At 69.4% G+C, this 22,113-nt stretch carries 20 protein-coding genes; 14 read left to right on the top strand and 6 right to left on the bottom strand.

Features of this window, described 5'->3' with window-relative positions:
• Nucleotides 1-95 precede the first annotated feature (95 nt).
• The gene (locus tag KK097_RS00390; RefSeq protein ID WP_214529390.1) at nucleotides 96-1,424 is read right to left on the bottom strand and encodes an ABC transporter substrate-binding protein; all 1,329 of its coding nucleotides are present in this window, start codon (nucleotides 1,422-1,424) and stop codon (nucleotides 96-98) included.
• A 261-nt stretch (nucleotides 1,425-1,685) separates the two neighbouring features.
• On the opposite strand from KK097_RS00390, the gene KK097_RS00385 reads away from it, so the two are divergent.
• On the top strand, nucleotides 1,686-2,486 hold the full coding sequence (locus KK097_RS00385) for an SDR family oxidoreductase (protein ID WP_214543337.1): 801 nt from the start codon (nucleotides 1,686-1,688) through the stop codon (nucleotides 2,484-2,486).
• Nucleotides 2,487-2,643: 157 nt separating this feature from the next.
• On the opposite strand, the gene KK097_RS00380 is transcribed toward KK097_RS00385, so the two are convergent.
• Nucleotides 2,644-3,540 (bottom strand): type IV toxin-antitoxin system AbiEi family antitoxin, encoded by an 897-nt coding sequence (locus KK097_RS00380; protein ID WP_214543336.1) that lies wholly within the window; start codon nucleotides 3,538-3,540, stop codon nucleotides 2,644-2,646.
• A gap of 194 nt (nucleotides 3,541-3,734) precedes the next feature.
• Nucleotides 3,735-5,237: an IMP dehydrogenase gene (gene guaB / locus KK097_RS00375; protein WP_214529385.1), complete on the bottom strand. Its 1,503-nt coding sequence runs from the start codon at nucleotides 5,235-5,237 to the stop codon at nucleotides 3,735-3,737.
• 325 nt (nucleotides 5,238-5,562) lie between these two features.
• Between guaB and KK097_RS00370 the strand changes: the two genes are divergently transcribed.
• The 7 genes from KK097_RS00370 to KK097_RS00340 all read left to right on the top strand — a co-directional run bounded on the left by KK097_RS00370 (nucleotide 5,563) and on the right by KK097_RS00340 (nucleotide 13,050).
• Complete coding sequence (locus KK097_RS00370; RefSeq protein ID WP_214529494.1) at nucleotides 5,563-6,873, top strand: branched-chain amino acid ABC transporter permease; 1,311 nt, start codon at nucleotides 5,563-5,565, stop codon at nucleotides 6,871-6,873.
• Between the two features lie 12 nt (nucleotides 6,874-6,885).
• Nucleotides 6,886-7,872: a branched-chain amino acid ABC transporter permease gene (locus KK097_RS00365; RefSeq protein ID WP_214543335.1), complete on the top strand. Its 987-nt coding sequence runs from the start codon at nucleotides 6,886-6,888 to the stop codon at nucleotides 7,870-7,872.
• Nucleotides 7,865-8,755, top strand: a complete 891-nt coding sequence (locus tag KK097_RS00360) for an ABC transporter ATP-binding protein (protein ID WP_214529381.1) — start codon at nucleotides 7,865-7,867, stop codon at nucleotides 8,753-8,755. The genes KK097_RS00365 and KK097_RS00360 overlap by 8 nt, the downstream gene beginning before the upstream one ends.
• The gene (locus tag KK097_RS00355; protein WP_214529379.1) at nucleotides 8,752-9,570 is read left to right on the top strand and encodes an ABC transporter ATP-binding protein; all 819 of its coding nucleotides are present in this window, start codon (nucleotides 8,752-8,754) and stop codon (nucleotides 9,568-9,570) included. Before KK097_RS00360 ends, KK097_RS00355 begins: the two co-directional genes overlap by 4 nt.
• 145 nt (nucleotides 9,571-9,715) lie before the next feature.
• Nucleotides 9,716-9,907, top strand: a complete 192-nt coding sequence (locus KK097_RS00350) for a hypothetical protein (protein WP_214529377.1) — start codon at nucleotides 9,716-9,718, stop codon at nucleotides 9,905-9,907.
• A gap of 76 nt (nucleotides 9,908-9,983) precedes the next feature.
• Entirely contained in the window at nucleotides 9,984-11,102 is a 1,119-nt protein-coding gene (locus tag KK097_RS00345; protein WP_027466694.1) for a GuaB3 family IMP dehydrogenase-related protein, read from the top strand.
• Nucleotides 11,103-11,163: 61 nt separating this feature from the next.
• Nucleotides 11,164-13,050: a glycerol-3-phosphate dehydrogenase/oxidase gene (locus KK097_RS00340; RefSeq protein WP_214529375.1), complete on the top strand. Its 1,887-nt coding sequence runs from the start codon at nucleotides 11,164-11,166 to the stop codon at nucleotides 13,048-13,050.
• Nucleotides 13,051-13,288: 238 nt separating this feature from the next.
• Here KK097_RS00340 and KK097_RS00335 read toward each other — a convergent pair whose 3' ends face one another.
• A complete protein-coding gene (locus KK097_RS00335; protein ID WP_214543334.1) occupies nucleotides 13,289-13,789 on the bottom strand; it encodes a hypothetical protein in 501 nt (166 codons plus the stop codon).
• 75 nt (nucleotides 13,790-13,864) lie between these two features.
• On the opposite strand from KK097_RS00335, the gene KK097_RS00330 reads away from it, so the two are divergent.
• The 5 genes from KK097_RS00330 to guaA are packed head-to-tail and all read left to right on the top strand — an operon-like array spanning nucleotide 13,865 to nucleotide 18,666.
• Nucleotides 13,865-14,395, top strand: coding sequence for a cation:proton antiporter regulatory subunit (locus KK097_RS00330; protein ID WP_017885470.1), 531 nt, complete (start codon nucleotides 13,865-13,867; stop codon nucleotides 14,393-14,395).
• A 3-nt stretch (nucleotides 14,396-14,398) separates the two neighbouring features.
• Nucleotides 14,399-15,850 carry a cation:proton antiporter gene (locus KK097_RS00325; protein ID WP_214529371.1) on the top strand — a complete coding sequence of 484 codons (1,452 nt, stop codon included), beginning with the start codon at nucleotides 14,399-14,401 and terminating at the stop codon, nucleotides 15,848-15,850.
• A gap of 5 nt (nucleotides 15,851-15,855) precedes the next feature.
• On the top strand, nucleotides 15,856-16,632 hold the full coding sequence (locus KK097_RS00320) for an SURF1 family cytochrome oxidase biogenesis protein (protein WP_214529370.1): 777 nt from the start codon (nucleotides 15,856-15,858) through the stop codon (nucleotides 16,630-16,632).
• 10 nt (nucleotides 16,633-16,642) lie between these two features.
• Complete coding sequence (locus KK097_RS00315; RefSeq protein WP_214529368.1) at nucleotides 16,643-17,089, top strand: DUF3817 domain-containing protein; 447 nt, start codon at nucleotides 16,643-16,645, stop codon at nucleotides 17,087-17,089.
• Nucleotides 17,086-18,666, top strand: a complete 1,581-nt coding sequence (gene guaA, locus KK097_RS00310) for a glutamine-hydrolyzing GMP synthase (RefSeq protein WP_214543333.1) — start codon at nucleotides 17,086-17,088, stop codon at nucleotides 18,664-18,666. Before KK097_RS00315 ends, guaA begins: the two co-directional genes overlap by 4 nt.
• 430 nt (nucleotides 18,667-19,096) lie before the next feature.
• Here the strand turns inward: guaA and KK097_RS00305 are convergent, their stop codons facing one another.
• Complete coding sequence (locus KK097_RS00305) at nucleotides 19,097-19,969, bottom strand: Bax inhibitor-1/YccA family protein (protein ID WP_214529365.1); 873 nt, start codon at nucleotides 19,967-19,969, stop codon at nucleotides 19,097-19,099.
• Nucleotides 19,970-20,000: 31 nt separating this feature from the next.
• A complete protein-coding gene (locus KK097_RS00300; protein WP_214543332.1) occupies nucleotides 20,001-20,996 on the bottom strand; it encodes a DUF817 domain-containing protein in 996 nt (331 codons plus the stop codon).
• Nucleotides 20,997-21,102: 106 nt separating this feature from the next.
• Here KK097_RS00300 and KK097_RS00295 point away from each other — a divergent pair, with 106 nt between their 5' ends.
• Nucleotides 21,103-22,113, top strand: a complete 1,011-nt coding sequence (locus KK097_RS00295) for a glycerophosphodiester phosphodiesterase family protein (RefSeq protein WP_214543331.1) — start codon at nucleotides 21,103-21,105, stop codon at nucleotides 22,111-22,113.

The raw sequence follows: 22,113 nt of genomic DNA, 5'->3' as shown, positions 1-22,113 counted from the left end.
CTCCAGGTCGTCCCGGTCACCACCGCGAAAGCGACAGTCCCCCACGGGGGTTCCGTGGGGGACTGTCGCTTTCGCGAGCGGTGCCGGGCTGTGCCCTACTTCTTCACCGCACCCTGGATGGCGCTCTGGTAGACGGGCTTGTTGTCGCCGTCGAACTTGTAGATGCCGATGTAGGCGGCCGACGGGTCGTTGTTCTCGTCGAACGGACCGATGCCGGACGGGCCGGTGTAGTGGATGTCCTCACCGTCGTCGAGCATCGTCTTGCACTCCTTGAAGGTGGCGCACTCGGTGCCGCCGTCCGCACCCGACACGGCAGCCATGTTGGCCTGGATCGTGCCCGAGTCGGTGCCCTTGCCCTTCACTGCTGCCAGGGCGGCGAGGATCGTGGCGTCGTACGACTCAGCCGCGTACGAGTAGTCGGCGAGCGTCTTGCCCGACGAGTCCTTGTAGAAGGCGGCGAGCTGCTTCTTGAAGTCGTCCTTCGGCGAGGCACCGGGGATGGTGCCCTGGGCGCCGGTCAGGGTGCCCTTGTCGAAGTCCTTCGAGTAGTCCGCGGTGTTGCCGTCGGACATGTAGATCTTCGCCTCGTTGCCCTGCGAGACGAGCTCCGGGATGATCGACTTCGTCTCGTCGAAGGCGAGGACGACGATCGCGTCGGGCTTCGCGGCCAGCGCCGCGGTCACCTCGGACGAGAACGTGGTCTGTCCGGGCGGGAACTCCTGGCCCTCGCCCTTGCCGCCGTAGACGACCTGGCCGCCTGAGGCCTCGACGGCGGACTGCACCGAGTTGCGGAGGCCGGTGCCGTACGTGTCGTTGAAGACCAGGAAGGCGACCTTGGCGTTGCCGTCACCGGTCACGAGCTGGCCGAGCGCGGAACCCTGCACCGAGTCCGGCGGTGCGGTCCGGTAGTAGTACGACGAGTAGCCGGAGAGGTCGGTCGCGGTGTTCGCGGGCGAGATCTCGACGATGCAGTTGCTCGTCAACTGGTCGATGACGTTCAGCGTGACGGACGAGGACTCGGCGCCGATCGCGACCGGGACCTTCGCGTTGACGAGCTTCGTCGCGGCGGAGCTCGACACGGTCATGTCGTTGCTGTCACCGGAGTCGGTCGCCGGGTCGATGGTGACGTCCTTGTCGAGGACGCCGCCCGCGGCGTTGATGTCCTTGACGGCCAGGCCGACACCGGACTCGGCCGGCGGGTTGAGGTAGGCCAGCGAACCGGTCAGGGGCAGGATCGTGCCGATCTTCAGCGCGTCCGTACCGGGGGTGTCCGGGGCCTTGCAGCTGGCGGCGGGATCCTTCTTCGCATCGCTCGACGCCGAGCTCGAGGGGGAAGCACTGCCGGTGGTGGAACACGCGGCGAGGAGGACGGCTGCTGCGCCCGCCAACGCCAGTGCCGCGGTGGCACGGGTGGTTCTGATCATCCGTGGAGCCCTTTCTCTGCGCGGAGGCTGTGCCGCTTCGGGTGAATGCGACGCCTCCACTGGATGTCGAGAAACGTAGGGTCCATGTGTTTCGCCCGTGTGACGGGGCGGTACGCAAATGTGTTTCGTTACCGAGCCGTGACGTTCCTGTGCGTGGGGACAGGGATCGGCGCGTTCGGTGCCTGGCCGGATCGCAGCGCGGCCTGCGCCAGGTGGATGGTTCGGCAGGGCGCCCGGGAGGCCCGGCGTACGTTCCGCCGCATGAGCGACTTCCAGCCCACCAAAGCCATCGTCACCGGCTCCGAATCCGGGATCGGCCGTGCGACCGCCGTCGCGCTCGCCGAAGCCGGCATGGACGTCGGCATCACCTACCTGTCCGAGCCGCACCGCGCCGAGGAGACCGCCGAGGAGGTCCGGAAGACCGGCCGCCGCGCCTTCGTCGAACAGATCGACGTCTCCGATCTCGCGGGTGCGGCTTCGGTGATCGACCGGCTGGTCTCCCAGCTCGGCGGCGTCGACGTCTTCGTCGCCGACGCCGGAACCGGCGACAACGCCCCGTTCCTCGAGATGACCCTCGACCAGTGGCGCCACACGGTGTCGACCGACCTCGATGGTGCCTTCGTCACGATGCAGGCCGCCGCGAAGCACATGGTGCAGGCCGGCACCGGCGGCCGGATCATCGGCATCACGAGCGTGCACGAGCACCAGCCGCGCTACGGCTCGAGCGCGTACGACGCCGCGAAGCACGGGCTCGGTGGTCTGCTGAAGACGATGGCGATCGAGCTCGCCGAGCACGGCATCACGGTGAACGCCGTCGCCCCCGGCGAGATCGCCACGCGGATGACGGGAGCCGAGGACGAGGACCCGCACACGATCGACCGACCCGGGGTGCCGCTCGGCCGTCCGGGGAACGCGTGGGAGATCGCGGCCGCGGTGGCGTTCCTGGCCTCGCGGGCGTCGTCGTACATCACGGGGGTGTCCCTGCCGGTGGACGGCGGGATGCTGCAGATGGGGCCGCACGGCGGCTCGCACATCACGTCGAACGACTGGCGCTCCGCCTGACCCGTCGACGCGTCTGCGTCCGGTGCGGCGGTGCGGCGGTCGGCTCGAGGACGCCGTCGTGTTGTTCTGACGCCGCGGTGACAGCGAGACGCCTCCGAATTCGGCGGCGTCTCGCGCACTCGGCGGCCTGCGGCGGACACGACGGCGTTTTCTGCCCTCATGCTCGGAGCCCTGTCGGTCCCGCGGAGTGTGCTGCACGGAGGACCGGGAGACCCGCGGCCGACAGCACCGCGGCCAGCGACCGGGCATCGGTGGCCTCCCGCACCGTCCAGCGCGCGAACCCGCGTACCTCGGGCAGTCGTCGGAGCGCGTCCTCCCGGACCTTCTCGTCCCAGAGCGCCCCTGCGTCGTCGTACTTCAGGCGACCGTCGAACTCCCCGATCACGCCGGCCTCGGGCCACCAGAAGTCCGTCCTGAACCGGCCCCGCGATGTCTCGAACCCGCGCTGCAGCTCCGGAGCAGGAACCCCGAGGTCACGGGCGGTGACCCGGCTGATCGACTCCCCGGGCGATTCGGCACGGGAATCGGCGAAGGCGATCGCCGCGGCAGCCTGCCGACATCCGCGCACGCGCCCGAGTGCGTCGAGTGCGCCGGCGAGTACTTCACGACGGAGCAGGTCGAACCGGAGCACGTGGTCGAGGACGACGACGGCGTGGGTGGACGACTGCCGACGTGCGATGTCGAGGACGGTCCGCTCGAGGGACGTCGTGGGGATCCCGTCGATGACGACGCGTTCGTCGCTCCGGATCCGGCCGGTGTGACGGACGACGCCCCGCCCGGTGTGTGTCTTGTCGAGCCGGACGTCGATGACGTGCAACCGCCAGTCGGCCGCGTCGAAGTCGGGCAAGCCCCAGAGCGCCGCGGCCGAGGTCCCCGAGACGACGCACTCGGACTGCAGGGAGTCGTACCGTGCGCGCACGAACAGCCGTCGGCGTTCCAGGAGTGAGAGCGACTCCCACTCCGGGCGCTCGACGGCCGCTCCGTGGAACAGGCGCACCGGCTCGTGGAGGACCGACGGGACACGGACCAGGACGGTCTGGGCGAGCGCGTTCATGCCCGCAGCATGGAACGCGGCCACCGCGCGAGGTGACTCGCACGTCGGACCGGTGGAGAGCCTCCAGGCCGTTGCCGGTTGTGGAGGAGTCTCAAGACGCCGTCGTCATCGCACCACGCCCGGAAATCGGCGAGACGCCGCCGGATTCGGCGGCGTCTCAACGACACGACGGCGTCTTGCGGAAAGAACCAGACTCAGCTGCGGTAGTTCGGCGCCTCGACGACCATCTGGACGTCGTGCGGGTGGGACTCCTTGAGCCCCGCCGCCGTGATGCGGACGAACTTGCCACGGGCCTTCAGCTCGGCGATGGTGCGACCGCCCACGTAGAACATCGACTGCCGCAGGCCACCGGTGAGCTGGTAGACGACGTTGCCGACCGAGCCGCGGTAGGGCACCTGGCCCTCGATGCCCTCGGGGATGAGCTTGTCGTCGTTCGGAACGTCGGCCTGGAAGTAGCGGTCCTTCGAGTACGAGGTCTTCTTGCCGCGGGTCTGCAGGGCCCCGAGGGACCCCATGCCGCGGTACGCCTTGAACTGCTTGCCGTTCACGAACACGAGGTCACCGGGGGACTCGTCGGTGCCGGCCAGCAGCGAGCCGAGCATGACCGTGTCGGCACCGGCGACCAGGGCCTTCGCGATGTCGCCCGAGTACTGCAGACCACCGTCGGCGATGATCGGAACGCCGGCTTCGCGTGCGGCGAGGGAGGCCTCGTACACGGCGGTCACCTGCGGCACACCCACACCGGCGACGACGCGCGTGGTGCAGATGGAGCCCGGGCCGACGCCGACCTTGACGGCGTCCACACCGGCGTCGATGAGCGCCTGGGCGCCCGCGCGGGTGGCGACGTTGCCGCCGATGACGTCGATCGCGGCGAACGACGGGTCGGCCTTGAGACGGCGGACCATGTCGAGCACGCCTTCGCTCTCGCCGTTGGCGGTGTCGACGACGAGCACGTCGACGCCCGCGTCACGCAGGGCCTCGGCGCGCTGCCAGGCGTCCCCGAAGAAGCCGATCGCGGCACCGACGCGGAGCCGGCCCTCGTCGTCCTTGGTCGCGTCCGGGTACTGCTCGCTCTTGTCGAAGTCCTTGACGGTGATGAGGCCGCGGAGCTTGCCCTCGGCGTCGACCAGCGGCAGCTTCTCGATCTTGTGCTGCGCGAAGATGGCGATCGCCTCTTCGGGGTCGATGCCCTCCATCGCGGTGATCAGCGGTGCCTTGGTCATCACGTCGCGCACGTAGGTGGTGGCCTGCTCGAACGCGGCCACGAAGCGCATGTCGCGGTTCGTGATGATGCCGACGAGGGTGCCGTCCTGCTCCACGACCGGCAGGCCGGAGACGCGGAACTGGCCGCAGAGTGCGTCGACCTCGGCCACGGTGGCGTCCGGGGTGGTGGTCACCGGGTTGGTGATCATGCCCGACTCGGAGCGCTTGACCTTGTCGACGTAGGCCGCTTGGTCCTCGATGGACAGGTTGCGGTGCAGGATCCCGATGCCGCCCTGGCGCGCCATGGCGATGGCCATGCGGGCTTCGGTGACGGTGTCCATCGCCGCGGAGAGCAGCGGGACGTTGACGGAGATCCGCTTGGTGAGCCGGGACGCCGTGGACGCCTCGCTCGGGATGACGTCGGTGTGCCCGGGCAGGAGCATGACGTCGTCGTACGTGAGTCCGATGAATCCGAACGGATCCGGCTGGTCCATGGGTCCCCTTCGTGGGCGAGTGAAGTGTCGAGACACCGGGAACACGACGACGGGTTCCGGATAGGACATGGTAACGCGAGCGGCTGTCGCCGCATTCCGCCTGGAGGCACGGATCGCGCCCGCCTCGAGCGTTCCTCCACAACGTCACAGTTCGGGTACGAATCACACAGGGAACGTGTTGGAAACACGGGTGTCACAAAATCCCCATAGGTTCCTCGTCATCCGAACGAGAGGCTCTTCCGTGGGATCCATCACTCCTCCGGGACGGGCGCAGCCGCGCCTGTTCCGCCTCCGCCACGCGCGACGTCGACCGGTCCTCGCGGCCGTGCTCGTCGCCGCGTTCCTGGCGACCTTCCTGATCGACTGGGCGGTCACCCTGCCGGCCTTCAGCGCCACGTCGGCGCCGGCGACCAGTCAGGCGTGCACCGTCAGCCCCGACAACGGGTGCATCCAGGGCACGATCACCGACTCCGAGCGTGAACCGGCCGAGGGCGTCGACGTCGACGTCACCGGCCCGGGCGGCTTCGACGAGACCGCCACCACGAACGACACCGGCCGCTGGTCGGTCAGCGTCGACGAGGCCGGCGAGTACACCGTGAGCGTCGACCAGAGCACCCTGCCGAAGGGGCAGTACCTGACGAACGCCGCCGACGCCGACCGCAAGGTGCAGGCGACGCTGAACGCCAACGTCGGGCAGATCTTCCAGCTGTCCGACCAGAAGGGCGCGACGACCTCGACGGACTCGACGGGCGTCAGCGCACAGCGGGCCTGGCAGCAGTTCGCCTCGGGGCTCCGCCTCGGGTTGCTCATCGCCCTGGCCTCCATCGGCCTCTCGCTCATCTACGGCACGACGGGGCTGTCGAGTTTCTCGCACGGTGAGCAGGTCACCCTCGGCGGACTGCTGGCCTACGTGTTCGCGAACCAGCTCGGGTGGAACATCTGGGTCACCGGGATCGTGGTCACGCTGCTCTGCGCGGCGACGGGCTACCTGCAGGACGCCGCGATCTGGCGGCCACTCCGGCGCCGACGCATCAGCCTCACGCAGCTCATGATCGTGACGATCGGTCTGTCGATCGCCGCCCAGTACGCGTTCCAGTACTTCTTCGGCGCCTCGACGGTCCGCATCCAGCAGGGCAACCCGGAGACCGTGCGGTTCGCCGGCGTCACCCTGACGGTGCAGTCCTACGTCGCCATGGGGATCGCGCTCGTCGTCCTCGTCGCGACCGGGCTCTTCCTGGCGAAGACCCGCTTCGGTCGGGCCACCCGCGCCGTCTCGGACAACCCGGCGCTCGCCGCGGCCTCCGGCATCGACGTCGACCGGGTGATCCGGTTCGTGTGGACGCTCGCCGCGGGCCTCGCGGGTCTGTCCGGCGTGATGCTCGGACTCGTCCTCAACGGCGTGAACTGGCAGACCGGGCTCCAGCTGCTCCTGCTCATGTTCGCCTCGGTCACCCTCGGTGGTCTCGGCACCGCGTACGGCGCCCTGGTCGGCTCGATGATCATCGGCGTCGTCGTGGAGCTCACCAACCTGGTGCTCCCCGGTGACTTCAAGTACGCCACCGCCCTCGTCATCCTCATCCTCATCCTGCTGTTCCGGCCGCAGGGCATCTTCGGCCGCGCCGAGCGGATCGGCTAAGGGAGCACGCGCATGGACTACATCCTCAACCTGCTGTCCTCGCTCACCCAGGAGGCACTCGCCCCGACCACGGCGGCGTTCGCCCTGGCCGCGATCGGCCTGAACGTGCACTTCGGCCTCACCGGGCTCGTGAACATGGGCCAGGCGGCGTTCCTGCTGCTCGGCGCCTACGGCTTCGCGATCTCGATCACCAACGGGCTGCCGTTCGTCATGGCCGTGCTCATCGCCCTGCTCGTCGCGATCGTGTTCGCGATCATCCTCGGCATCCCGACCCTGCGGTTGCGCGGCGACTACCTGGCGATCGTCACGATCTCCGGCGCCGAGATCATCCGCATGGTGGGCCGCTCGAGCCTGCTCACCACGACCACGGGTGGCTCGAACGGCATCACCGGGTCGAGCTACCGCGACCCGTTCACCGCCCTCAGCCCGCTGCCCGACGGCACCACCACGATCCTGTGGTTCACGTACGCCAACAACGGTGTCAACGGCTGGTGGATCCGCATCGCGGCGTGGGCCATGGTCGCCCTGTTCACCCTCGTGCTCTTCCTGCTCATGCGCAGTCCGTGGGGCCGCGTGGTGAAGGCCATCCGCGAGGACGAGGACGCCGTCCGCTCGCTCGGCAAGAACGTCTACTCGTACAAGATGCAGGCGCTCGTGTTCGGTGGGGCGCTCGGTGCGATCGCGGGCATCATCTACGTGCTGCCGAGTTCGGTGCAACCGGACGCCATGGGCCGTTCGATGACGTTCTTCATCTGGACCGCGCTCATCCTCGGTGGTGCTGCGACGGTGTTCGGACCGGTGCTCGGCGCGGTGCTGTTCTTCGTCGTCCGGCTCTTCGTCCGCACGCTCGCCGGCGACTTCATCCCCGACTCGATCATGAACGCGCAGCAGGCCGAGCAGTTCTCGTACGTGCTCGTCGGCGTCGCGCTCATGCTGCTCATCGTGTTCCGTCCACAGGGCCTGCTCGGCAACAAGAAGGAGCTGACGTTCAGTGTCTGAGACCTACGGCCACCCCAAGGCCGACCCGATCCTCACCGTCGACGACGTCACCCGCCGCTTCGGGGGCATGACCGCCGTGGACGTCGACCACCTCGAGGTCCAGCGTGGCTCCATCACGGCCCTCATCGGCCCGAACGGCGCCGGCAAGACGACCTTCTTCAACCTGCTCACGGGCTTCGACAAGCCGAGCTCCGGTGCGAAGACACAGTTCAACGGCGACACGCTGCAGAAGACGAGCGCGACGCACATCGCGAACAAGGGCATGGTCCGCACCTTCCAGCTGACCAAGGCGCTGTCGCGGCTCACCGTGATGCAGAACATGCTCCTCGGTGCCCGCGACCAGCCGGGTGAGAACTTCTTCGCCGCCCTGGTGAAGCCGGTGTGGGCGAAGCGGGAGCGCGAGATCACGGCGAAGGCCGAGGACCTCCTCGCCCGCTTCAAGCTGGACACGAAGGCGGACGACTACGCGGGCTCGCTGTCCGGCGGGCAGCGGAAGCTGCTCGAGATGGCCCGCGCGCTGATGTCCGACCCCACGATGATCATGCTCGACGAGCCGATGGCCGGCGTGAACCCCGCGCTCACCCAGTCGCTGCTCGGGCACATCCAGTCCCTGCGCGACGACGGCATGACCGTGCTGTTCGTCGAGCACGACATGCACATGGTCCGGCACATCTCGGACTGGGTGGTCGTGATGGCCGAGGGCAAGGTCGTCGCCGAGGGCCCGGCGGACACGGTGATGGACGACCAGGCCGTCATCGACGCCTACCTCGGTGCGCACCACGACACCGACCTGGGTGACGACTCGCTCCTCACCGAGGAGACCTTCGAGGAACTGGCGGAGGAAGTCGCCGAAGAGGACGCAGCAGAGGAGACGACCCGATGACGGACGCAACGGACCCCACGAACGCGAGCAGCGCCTCCAGTCCGGGAACGCCGGAGGCGACGACGGCCACGCTCGATCGCGAGCCGGTGCTCAGCGCGAAGAACCTCGTCGCCGGGTACCTGCCGGGCGTGAACATCCTGAACGGCTGCGACCTGGACTGCTACCCGGGCGAGCTCATCGGCATCATCGGCCCGAACGGTGCGGGCAAGTCGACGCTCCTCAAGGCGTTGTTCGGGCTCGTGTCCATCCGCGAAGGCTCGGTGACCCTGCAGGGTGACGACATCACGAACCTCAAGGCGAACAAGCTCGTGCAGGCCGGCGTCGGCTTCGTGCCGCAGACGAACAACGTGTTCCCCTCGCTCTCGATCGAGGAGAACCTGCAGATGGGGCTGTACCTGCGGCCCCGGAAGTTCGCCGAACGGCTCGAGGTCATCTACGACCTGTTCCCGGTCCTCGCGCAGCGGCGGAACCAGCGGGCCGGATCGCTCTCGGGTGGTGAGCGGCAGTCCGTCGCGATGGCCCGAGCGCTGATGATGGACCCCAAGGTGCTGCTGCTCGACGAGCCGAGCGCCGGACTCTCCCCCGTGCGTCAGGACGAGACGTTCCTGCGGACGCGCCGGATCAACAAGGCCGGTGTGTCGATCATCATGGTGGAGCAGAACGCGCGACGCTGTCTGCAGATCTGCGATCGTGGGTACGTGCTCGACCAGGGGAAGAACGCGTACTCGGGCACCGGGAAGGAACTCGCTGACGACCCCAAGGTCATCGAGCTCTACCTGGGGACGCTCGCCAAGGACGTCGACGCGCAGCGCTAGCGCTGTCGTCGGCTACGGGTACCGCTGTGGGGGTGGTATCCGTGACGGGTGGGGCCGTGCGTTGTCGCTTCGCGCCGCACGGCCCCGCTCCTCCACCCGGCCTGGAGGCGCGGCTCGCCCCGAGCGGGTCGGTATCGTTCCGCGGGTGCGCACCTCCGGACCCCTCGTGCTCGACGCCCTCGTCTGGCTCGTGTTCATCGCGCTCTTCGTCGGGGCGGCGTTGCTCGTCAAGGTCGCGGCCGTGCTCCTCGTCGTGCTCGTGGTGCTCGCGCTCCTGCTCGGCTTCGTGCTGCGGGCGCTCCGGAAGCGACGGCACGCCCCGCGGCGCCCGCGCTGACGACTCCGCCCGCCGCATCGCCGTCCGCACCGTCCGGCCCGTGCATGCCGCAGAGCCCGCCCGGTAGGCTGTCCTGGTGAGCGAAGTCGAGATCGGTGCAGGCAAGCGCGGACGTCGGGCGTACGCGTTCGACGACATCGCAGTGGTCCCCTCCAGGCGGACGCGTGACCCGCGCGACGTCAGCGTGCAGTGGTCGATCGACGCGTTCACGTTCGCGTCGCCGATCCTGTCGGCGCCGATGGACTCCGTGTCCTCGCCGGCGACGGTCATCCAGATGGGCAAGCTCGGCATCCTCGGTGTGCTCGACCTCGAGGGCCTGTGGACCCGCTACGAGGACCCGACGCCGTACTACGACGAGATCAAGTCGCTGACCGACGGCAACGTGACGAAGCGCATGCAGGAGATCTACTCCGAGCCGATCAAGGCCGAGCTGATCACCGCGCGCCTGGCCGAGATCCGTGCAGCCGGGGTGCCGGTCGCCGGTTCGCTCAGCCCGCAGCGCACGCAGGAGTTCTCGAAGACGGTCGTCGACGCCGGTGTCGACCTGTTCGTCATCCGCGGCACCACGGTCTCGGCCGAGCACGTCTCCCAGACCGAGGAGCCCCTCAACCTCAAGAAGTTCATCTACGAGCTCGACGTCCCGGTGATCGTGGGCGGTGCCTCGACGTACACGTCGGCGCTGCACCTCATGCGCACCGGTGCCGCCGGCGTGCTCGTCGGCTTCGGTGGCGGCGCAGCGTCGACCACCCGCGCCGCGCTCGGCATCCACGCCCCGATGGCCACCGCCGTCGCGGACGTCGCCGGTGCCCGTCGTGACTACCTCGACGAGTCGGGCGGCCGCTACGTGCACGTCATCGCCGACGGCGGGCTCGACACCGCCGGCGACATCGTCAAGGCCATCGCCGTGGGCGCCGACGCCGTCATGCTCGGCACCGCACTCGCCCGTGCGACCGAGGCTCCCGGTGGCGGCTACCACTGGGGTGCCGAGGCGCACCACCCCGAGCTGCCCCGTGGCCGCCGGGTCGAGGTGGGCACGATCGCCCCGCTCGAGAACGTCCTGAACGGCCCGACGCCGACGCACGACGGCCGCGCCAACCTGGTCGGTGCCCTGCGCCGCTCGATGGCGACGACCGGATACTCCGACGCCAAGGAGTTCCAGCGAGTAGAAGTGGTCGTGGCGCCGTACCACCAGTGACGGTGGCACCCGGGCACTGCCCCGGGTGACGCCACGGCGCCGACCTGACCCGGAGGCGACGATGGCGAAGTCCAGCACGACGAAGCAGACCAGCACGGCCGGACGTCCACGTGACGTCGCGCCCGGCGTGGGGTTCGACCCCGCGGCGAAGCTCGGCCCGGACGAACGCGCAGCCGCGATCGAGACGCTGAAGACCAAGGAGCTCGACGTCCTGGTGGTCGGCGGCGGGATCGTCGGTGCGGGCAGTGCGCTCGACGCCGTGACCCGCGGCCTGAGCGTCGGCATCGTCGAGGCCCGCGACTGGGGCTCGGGCACCTCGAGCCGCTCGTCGAAGCTCGTGCACGGCGGCATCCGCTACCTCGAGCAGCTCAACTTCGCGCTCGTCCGCGAAGCCCTCATCGAACGCGGCCTGCTGCTCCAGCGCATCGCCCCGCACCTGGTGAAGCCCGTGCGCTTCCTCTACCCGCTGAACCACCGGGTGTGGGAGCGCTTCTACATCGGCATCGGCATGGCGATGTACGACGTGTTCAGCTGGTCCGGCGGTCGTCCGCCCGGTGTCCCGCACCACCGGCACCTCAGCCGCAAGCAGGTGCTCAGGAACATGCCCGGGCTCAAGAAGGACGCCTTCGTCGGCGGCATGACGTACTACGACGCCCAGGTCGACGACGCGCGCTACGTCGCGTCGCTCGTGCGCACCGCGGCCTCCTACGGCGCCGAGGCAGCGAGTCGCGTCCGCATCGAGGGGTTCATCAAGGTCGGGGAGCGCGTGGTCGGCGCGCAGGCCCACGACATCCAGACCGGCGAACGGTTCGAGATCCGCGCGAAGCAGGTCGTCAACGCCACCGGTGTCTGGACCGACGACACCCAGGCGATGATCGGCACCCGCGGTCAGTTCAAGGTGCGGGCGTCCAAGGGCGTCCACCTCGTCATCCCGCGCGACCGGTTCCAGTCGAACACGGGCATGATCCTGCGCACCGAGAAGAGCGTGCTGTTCGTCATCCCGTGGGGCCGGCACTGGCTCGTGGGCACGACCGACACCGACTGGTACCTCGACAAGGCGCACCCGGCAGCGACCGCGGCGGACATCGACTACATCCTCGAGCACGTGAACAAGGTGCTCGCCGTCCCGCTGACCCGCGAGGACGTCGAGGGCGTCTACGCCGGACTCCGCCCGCTGCTGGCGGGGGAGTCGGACCAGACCTCGAAGCTCAGCCGCGAGCACGTCGTCGCGCACACCGTGCCCGGGCTCGTCGTGGTGGCTGGCGGCAAGTGGACGACGTACCGCGTGATGGGCAAGGACGCCATCGACGAGGCGGTCGCCGCGATGGACGGCAAGGTCCCCGAGTCGACGACCGACGACATCCCGCTCCTCGGCGCCGAGGGCTACCCGGCCGCGTGGAACCGTCGTGCCCGCACCGCACGGAGCTTCAACGTGCACAAGGTCCGCATCGAGCACCTGCTCAACCGCTACGGCACCCTCGCGACCGAGGTGCTGCAGCTCGTCGAGCAGGACCCGGCACTGGCCGAGCCGCTGCCCGGGGCCGACGACTACATCGGCGCCGAGGTCGTGTACGCCGCCTCGCACGAGGGCGCCCTGCACCTGGAGGACGTCCTCGCCCGCCGCACCCGCATCTCCATCGAGGCCTGGGACCGCGGCGAATCAGCAGCGCCGGTCGCCGCGAAGCTCATGGCGGACGTGCTCGGGTGGGACCAGGAGACGACCGAGCACGAGGTCGCGAACTACCTGAAGCGCGTCGCCGCCGAACGCGAGTCGCAGCTGCAGCCCGACGACGAGAGCGCCGACCGCGTGCGGCTCGAGGCCCCGGACATCGCGTTCGGCTTCGACGAGGACGACGTGGTCGTGGGCGGTGGACGCTCGGACGGCGCCGAGGGTGCGAAGGCGTCCGACGAGCAGGTCATCGGCGAGAAGACGAGCGAGCCGGAGTAGCGAGCCGGAGTAGCGAGGCCAGCAGACGCCGTCGTGTCACCGAGACGCCGGCGTCTGCGGGTTGCGCAAGACGCCGTCGTGTCGTGGTGACGCCGTCCGGTCGTCGAGACGCCGCCGGATTCGGCGGCGTCTCGGTGTCGACGAGGCGTCTCGACAAGACGACGGCGTCTTGCGGAGTCCACCCGCGCCTCCAGACCGGCAGGCCAGCAGACCGGACTGGAGGCCCGGGGTGCGTCCGTCAGGCGGCGTGCGCCCGCAGGGCGGCGCGGCCACGGCGCCGCCCGCCCGCCACGAGCACCACCGGGATCGCGATCAGCGCGACCATGCTCGTCACGTACAGCACGCCGGCCCAGATCGTGTGGTCACCACCGTCGGTGCCGAAGCCGTCCGCGACGTCCATACCGAGGGCGAACCCACCCCAGAACGACGCCGGACCACCCAGCACGACCACGGCCAGCAGCACTGCGGCGATGACGTGGGTCGGTGCTCGGGTGACGAGCAGCAGCACCGACAGCCCGGCGGCGAGCACGACGCCGACCGAGGCCAGCGCGATCACGACCACGATGTCGGTCTGCACGTGGAACCCCTGTGCGTCGAGGTGCCGGTGGATCTCGGCCAGGGTCGCACCGGGGACCGCGGCGAGCGGGTCCAGCACCAGTGCGTTCACCGCCAGCAGCGCTGCGTACAGCGCGACGACCAGCACCCCGACGACGGCCACGACGATCCGTGTTCTCCCCATCCACAGAACAGTAGCGGGAGGAATGCGCGGGGTCACCGGGTGGTTAGCATGGGAGTACTCGAAGAGGGAGCCATCATGGTCGACGTCCATCGCGTCAAACTCCCCGGAGTCGGCGTGCTGCACAGCTTCTACACCGACGACGGTGGCAAGTGCGGTGTCATCACGCACCGGTCGGGGCACTCCGACCTCATCTCGTTCGCCGACGTCTCCGACGGCGCGGACAAGTCCGAGAAGGTCTCGCTGCGCCTCAGCGAAGACGAAGCACACACGCTCGCCGAGCTCCTCGGCGGCACCCGGATCACCGAGGGCCTCGACAAGCTCGACGAGATCCCCGGTCTGTCCATCGACTGGTTCTCCGTTGACTACGACGACGCCATCGCGGGCAAGCCCCTCGGCGACCTGCACGACTCGGGCTTCATCGGCCTGACCGTCGTCGCCGTGGTCCGTGGCGACAGCGCCAACCCGGCGCCCTCGTCGGACTTCGTCGTCTTCCCCGGAGACACGATCGTGGTCGCCGGTTCCCCCGAGAAGGTCGCCAAGGCGTTCTCCTTCTACCGCAGCGGAGAGCTTGCGGCCGCCTCGGCCGAGGCCCCGCGGAAGAGCTAGCGCATGCACCTGGGTGGTGAGCTGCTCACCATCGGTGTGCTCTTCGTCATCGCCTACGTCCTGGGCCGGCTCGGCAAGACCATCGGTCTGCCGGCCATCCCGATCTACATGGTGGTCGGGCTCGTCGCGAGCCCGAACACGCCGTGGTTCGGGCTGAGCGTCGAGTCGCACACGATCGAGCTCATCGCGACGTTCGGGCTCATCCTCCTGCTGTTCAACCTCGGTCTCGAGTTCGACCAAGAGGAGTTCTACGGCAACGCCGGCAAGCTCCTGGTCTCCGGTGGAACCTACGTGGTCATCAACATGGGCGTGGGGTTCGCCTTCGGGTTCTCGCTTGGTTGGGGCACCCGTGAAGCCCTGATCATCGCGGGCATGACGGCGACGTCGTCCAGCGCCATCGTGACGAAGCTCCTCATCGAGCTCCGACGCCTGGCGAACGACGAGACCCCGATGATCCTCGGCGTCACCGTGATCGAGGACGTCTTCATCGCCGTGTACCTGGCGATCGTCTCCGTCGTGCTGTCCGGCGACACCAACGTCTGGGCCGTCGTCGGCAAGCTGGCGCTCGCGTTCGGGTTCCTCATCGTGATGTTCACGCTCGCGCGCTTCGCGGGCAAGTGGGTCTCGAAGATCTTCGCCACCCGTGACGACGAACTGTTCACGGTGCTGTTCTTCGGCCTCGCGGTCATGTTCGGTGGCATCGGCGACCTGCTCGGCGTGACCGACGCCATCGGCGCCTTCGTCATCGGCCTGCTCTGCGGTGCCACCCGGTACCGCGACCGCATCGAACAGCTCGCCCTGCCGATGCGCGACGTGTTCGCCGCCTTCTTCTTCGTGAACTTCGGGCTCGGCCTCGACCTGTCGACGTTCGGCGAGGTCCTCTGGCCCGTCCTCGGCGCCATCGGCATGACCGTCGTCCTGAACGCGGTCGCCGGGCAGATCGTCGCCCGGATGAACGGCTTCAACGTCCAGCAGGGCATCAACACCGCCGTCATCCTGGTGAACCGTGGCGAGTTCGCGCTGATCCTCGCGACCCTGTCGGCTGCCGCCGGGCTGGAGGCTCGGATCACCGCGTTCGCGGGCCTCTACGTCCTCTGCATGGCCGTCCTCGGGCCGCTGCTCGCGGTGAACTCGGACCGGATCGGCCGCCTCGTGGTGCGTCCGGGTCGGCTCATCCGCCTGCGCGGACGCCTCGGTGGCCGCCGTGCCGTCGCCGCGGCTGCCGCCGCCGAGAACGCCGAGGCGGCCGAGGCCGAGGCGGACGCCACCGCGGCCGCGCGCAAGGCCGAGCGGGACCGCCAGTTCGCGGAGGAGTTCGCCCTCGTGGAGGCCGCTGGCAGGGACGAGCGAGAGAATGAGGGGCCCGAGACGACGTCCACCCCCGTGACGTCGCCGGTCGAGATCCCCGCCGAGCGCCCCGAACGCCCGGTCCGACAGCGCGATCCGGAGTACTGATACAGATGTGGGCCGTTGCCCGACGACCGAGGTGGATCGCGCTGCTGTTGCTGGCGCTCGTGCTGGCGGGGGTGTTCGCCGGGCTGGGCAAGTGGCAGCTCGAGCGGTCCATCGCCAACGGCAAACCGCTGCCGGCGACCACCGAGACCCGCCGGACGCTCGAGGCGGTCACCACGCCCGAACGACCGGTCAGCGAGAGCCTCGCCGGCCAGAAGGTGACCGTCACGGGGACCTTCGTCGCCGGCGACACCACCGTCCTGACCGGCCGCACCGGGGGTGGGACGTACCAGACCGTGGGACACCTGGTGGACTCGGATGGTGGGGCGAGCCTCCCGGTCGTCATCGGGTGGTCCGACCAGCGGTCGGCCGCCGTCGCCGGGGGTGACCGCCTGACGGACGGGCAGACGCTCACGATCCAGGGCCGCTACTACCCGGCCGAGTCGCCCGACCAGGACGCCTACAAGGACGCCGAGTACTCCGCCGTCGCGCCGGCCCGGTTCGTGAACACCTGGCAGGCCTTCGACGACCGCATGTACCTCGGGTACGTCGTCGCCGACGGCACCACCGCGAAGGCCGCCGACCTCGGCACCATCGCCGACCGGGCACCGTCGCGCGAGGTCCAGTTCGACTGGCTCAACCTGTTCTACGCGATCGAGTGGGTCGTCTTCGCCGGCTTCGCCGTGTTCCTCTGGTACCGGTTCGTGAAGGACGCCTGGGAGCGCGAGCAAGAGGAGGAGCGCGAGGCAGCGCTCGCCACCGAAGCCGACGCGCTCCGACGGTAGGATTGCCGGCATGGCCCTGACCGTCCGAACCCGTGACATCCCCAAGATCCCGGGGGCGGTGAAGTGGTACCGCGTCTCGGCGTACATCACCGGCGTGCTGCTGCTCGCCCTGGTGGTCGAGGTCATCATCAAGTACACGCCGCTGCAGCTCGAGATGCAGCTCGGCAACGGACCGTTCTTCGTGCCCAACGGCACGGCGGGCGAGACCCCGGGCACGTTCAACCTGTCGATCGCGATCCTCATCGCCCACGGCTGGCTGTACGTGCTCTACCTCTTCACCGACTTCCGTCTGTGGAGCATCATGCGCTGGAGGCCGTCGCGCTTCCTGCTCATCGCCCTCGGGGGCATCATCCCGTTCATGTCCTTCGTGGTCGAGCACCGCATGCAGCAGCGGGCCATGGACACCTACCACGACCTGATCGCTGCCCAGCAGCGTGAGAAGGAGGCCGCTCGGTGAGCGAGACCGAACAGCGCCCCGTCCTCGTCGTCGACTTCGGGGCCCAGTACGCGCAGCTCATCGCGCGTCGGGTCCGTGAAGCGAACGTCTACAGCGAGATCGTGCCGCACTCCATCACCGCGGACGAGATCCGCGCCAAGGACCCGGCGGCCATCGTGCTGTCCGGTGGTCCGTCGTCCGTGTACGAAGTGGGCGCGCCGTCGCTCGACGGTGACATCCTCGACCTCGGCGTCCCCGTGCTCGGCATCTGCTACGGCTTCCAGGCCATGGCGACCGCCCTCGGTGGCGAGGTCGCGAACACCGGTCTGCGCGAGTACGGCGCCACCGACGTGACGCTCGCACCCGGCAGCAGCACCCTGCTCGGCGACCAGCCCGCGGACCAGGTGACGTGGATGTCGCACGGCGACTCCGTGGCCAAGGCGCCGGCCGGCTTCGAGGTGCTCGCCTCGAGCGCATCGACGCCCGTCGCAGCGTTCGCGTCCGACGAGCGCAAGCTCTACGGCGTGCAGTGGCACCCCGAGGTCAAGCACTCCGTGTACGGCCAGGCCGTGCTCGAGAACTTCCTGCACCGTGCCGCGGGCCTGCCCGGCGACTGGAACTCCAGCAACGTCATCGAGGAGCAGGTCGAGCGCATCCGGGCGCAGGTCGGCTCCGCGCGGGTCATCGCCGGGCTCTCCGGTGGTGTCGACTCCGCCGTCGCCGCAGCCCTGGTCCACAAGGCCGTCGGCGACCAGCTCACCTGCGTTTTCGTGGACCACGGGCTCCTGCGTGCCGACGAGCGCAAGCAGGTGGAAGAGGACTACGTCGCCTCCACCGGTGTCCGCCTCATCACGATCGACGCCGAGCAGCAGTTCCTCGACGCCCTCGCCGGCGTGAGCGACCCCGAGCAGAAGCGCAAGATCATCGGGCGCGAGTTCATCCGCACGTTCGAGGGCGCGGCCGAGGCACTCGTGCTCGAGGCTCGCGGTGACGACGAGGCGGGCGAGGTCAAGTTCCTCGTGCAGGGCACGCTCTACCCCGACGTCGTCGAGTCCGGCGGCGGAGCGGGTACGGCCAACATCAAGTCGCACCACAACGTCGGTGGCCTGCCCGAGGACATGACGTTCGAGCTCGTCGAGCCGCTGCGCACCCTGTTCAAGGACGAGGTCCGTGCGGTCGGCCGCGAGCTCGGGCTGCCCGAGGTCATCGTCGGCCGCCAGCCGTTCCCCGGGCCGGGCCTGGGCATCCGCATCGTCGGCGAGGTCACGAAGGAGCGGCTCGAACTGCTCCGGGCGGCCGACAAGATCGCCCGCGAAGAGCTCACCGCGGCTGGCCTCGACCAGGAGATCTGGCAGTGCCCGGTCGTGCTGCTCGCGGACGTCCGATCGGTGGGTGTGCAGGGCGACGGCCGGACCTACGGGCACCCGATCGTGCTCCGTCCGGTCTCGTCCGAGGACGCCATGACCGCCGACTGGACGCGTCTGCCGTACGACACCCTCGCGAAGATCTCGAACCGCATCACGAACGAGGTGCCCGACGTCAACCGGGTCGTGCTCGACGTCACGTCGAAGCCGCCGGGGACGATCGAGTGGGAGTAGGGCTCCCCTGAGCAACGGAAGGCCCGGTACGCGTCACGCGTGCCGGGCCTTCGTGCGTCGGTGGCGGTGGCGGTGCCGGGGTCGCACGAACTGCCGTCCGCCGGGGCGTCCGACGGCAGTTCGCGCGACCCGGGCGCCGCACGTGCGCCGTGTTGTGCGACCTCGGGCGGCTGGAGTCGGGTGCGTGGTCGTTACCGGGACCGTCGAGAGGTCACAACACCCCGGGGGTCCAGTGCCGAGGGGTCACGAACTGTCGGCTGTCCCCGGCCCGGGCGACACTTCGTGACCACTCGGCGGGCGACCGGCGGGGTGTTGTGACCACTGGGACCGCCCCCCCCCGGGACCGCCGCCGCCCCGCTATCCACTCCCACCGGCCCGGGAACGACGAAGGGCCCCGGCAGCGCCGGGGCCCTTCGTTCGTACGGTGGTGCTAGTTGCGCGAGCTGCTCGCGATGATGGCGAGGATGCGCAGGATCTCGAGGTACAGCCAGACGAGCGTCACGATGAGGCCGAATGCCGCGGTCCAGGCGTAGATGCGAGGTGCGCCGCGCTCGACACCGGTCTTGATCTGGTCGAAGTCGAGGATCAGCGAGTACGCGGCCATCAGCACGACGAACACGCCGATGAGGACACCGAGCGGGATGCCGAAGAGCGTCACGCCCATCAGGCCGAACGCGCTCTGCGTCACGCCGGTCCACATGAGCACGAGGTTCACGAGCGAGAACGCCATGTACCCGACCATCGCGATCAGGAAGAAGCGCGTGGCCTTCGGGGTTGCGCGCACCTTGCCCGAGCGGAACAGGAGCAGGGTGACGAAGAACACACCGAGCGTGCCGAACACCGCCTGCGCGACGATGCCGTCAGCGTCGGGGAACGCGGTCTGGAAGTAGTTCGAGATACCGCCGACGAACAACCCCTCGAAGAACGCGTACGTCAGGATCAGACCCGGCGACGGCTTCTTCTTGAAGGTGTTGACCAGCGCCAGGACGAACCCGACGAGCGCGCCGACGATCCACACGACCGGCGGCAGGTTCCAGCCGGCCACCGCGCCGACGACGAGCACGCCGAAGGCGAGCAGCGTCTTGACGATGGTGTCTTCGTACGACATGCGGTCGGTGTCCACCGGGGACGCAGTCGGGCGGTCGTACATGTACTGCAGCTGCTCGGGGGTCATGCCGCCCTGTGCCTGCTGCGGGGTCTGTCCCCAGCCGGCCTGCTGCTGACCAGCACCGCGCCCGCCCCAGGTGTTGGCCCCCTGTGCGTTGAAGGCGGGGGACTGGTCGAAACCGGGCTTGAAGGCCATGGTGTCCTCTTCCTAGGAGATTCGAGTCCTCTCAGCCTAGGTGCGCTCGGTCGCGGAAGGCTGAGGATTCGCGGCGAGCGGACGCGGGCCCAGCGGGCTCCGTCGAGGGAAGCCTAGGGTCGCACGCTGCACGCATGCCTCGAAGACGTCGAGAGTCCGCCGTCGAGCGCGCCGAGCCCGACGGCAGCGCCGGGTACAGCCACGTGACGAGCGTGACCGAGATCGTCATGAGCAGGAACCACGCCACGATCTTGGTCGGGGCCACCGGCTGCCACACCGCGAGCTGCGCCGGGTAGCTCCACGCCCCGGCCCAGGTGGCGACGTTCTCGGCCGCCCAGATGAACACCGCGACGAGGGCCATCGCCACGAGCACGGGCATCCGCATCGTCGCCCGGTGGACCCGGACGTGCATGGTGGTGCGGGCGAAGAGCAGCAGCACGAGCGTGAGCAGGACGTACCGGGCGTCTGCGACGAAGTGGTGGCCGAAGAAGTTCAGGTAGACACCGCCCGCGACGACGGCCAGCAGCCACTGCCGCGGGTACCGGTCGAACCGCAGGTCGAACAGCCGGTACACCCGCACCATGTACGACCCGACGGCGCCGTACATGAACCCCGAGAACAGCGGTACCCCGGCGACGACGAGCAACCCGCCGGGCTCGTAGGTCCACGAACCCATGTGGGTCTTGAACACCTCCATCGCGGTGCCGACGACGTGGAAGAGCAGCACGACCCGGAGCTCCCGCAGGGTCTCGAGCCCGAACACGAGCATGCCGACCTGCAGCAGCACGGCCGCGATCGTCAGCACGTCGTTCCGCATCGCTGCCGGCACGGTCAGGTGCACCACGGCCATCGTGCCGAGCAGCAGCGCCCCGAACGCGCACGCCCAGGCCTGCTTCGCGCCGAACACCAGGAACTCGGTGACGAACACCCGGACGGGCCGGTGCGGTTGGCGCCCGGCGTCGAGCACACGGCGTGCGGCACGGTCGATCCGGGCCTCGACGGCGGTGGAGAGCGAACGGACGGTCATGCGGCGATGCTCGGCGCCGACGCTGGGAACGACGGACTCCGGAGCGAGGAGTGTGTCCCGCGACACAGGCGGCCCGCCGGTCACCCACGGCAAGTAGGGTCGCGCCATGACCCTCGTCATCGCCCACCGCGGCGCGTCCGGCTACCGCCCCGAGCACTCGCGGAGTGCCTACGAGCTCGCGATCGAGCTCGGAGCAGACGCGATCGAACCGGACCTGGTGCCCACGAAGGACGGCGTGCTGGTGCTCCGGCACGAGAACGAGGTGTCGGGCACCACTGACGTCGCCGACCGCCCCGAGTTCCGGCACCTGCGCACGACGAAGACCGTCGACGGCCAGACGCTGACCGGCTGGTTCACCGAGGACTTCACGTGGTCCGAGCTGCAGACGCTCCGCACCCGCGAGCGCCTGCCGGTGCTGCGCCCGGGATCGGCCGAGCACGACGGGGAACAGCCGATCCTGCGGCTCGAGGACCTGCTCGCGATCCTCGACGCTGCGCCCCGCCCCGTCGGGCTCGTCGCCGAGGTCAAGCACGCCGCGTTCTTCGACCGCGCGGGGTTCCCGATGGGCGAGCTCATCGACGCTGCGCTCGGCGAGGCCGGGTGGCGGCAGGACGAGCGGCTCACGGTGGAGAGCTTCGAGAAGGGCGTGCTCCGGGACCTGCGTGCGCGTGGGACCGGCGGTCGGCTCGTGTACCTCCAGGAGGCCCGTGGCAGCGCCGCCGACGAGGTCGCGTCCCACGGGACGCTCGCACCGACCTACGCCGCCGAACGTTCCGAGGACGCGCTCGCGTCGTTCGCGACCGAGTTCCACGGCATCAGCGTCGACCTCGGCACCCTGATGGCCGGCGTGGACAGCGTCGCACTCGACGACCCGACCCCGGTCCGCAGCGCGATCGTCGACCGCGCCCACGCCGCAGGCCTCGCGGTCTACACGTGGACCCTCCGTCCGGAGAACCGGTTCCTGCCGTCGCCACTGCGGCGGGGCGGCGACGTCGCGGCCTTCGGTGACTGGGAACGCTGGTTCACGTCGGTGATCCGCACCGGACTCGACGGGGTCTTCGCCGACCACCCCGACCTGGCGGTGCTCGCTCGGTCCGCTGTCGGGGGTCCCGCCTAG

Origin of the sequence: Curtobacterium flaccumfaciens, from assembly GCF_018598405.1 — a bacterium.
Lineage (GTDB): Bacteria > Actinomycetota > Actinomycetes > Actinomycetales > Microbacteriaceae > Curtobacterium > Curtobacterium aurantiacum.
The sequence above is the reverse complement of the archived record's forward strand: the minus strand, read 5'-3'. Positions and strand labels throughout refer to the sequence as shown.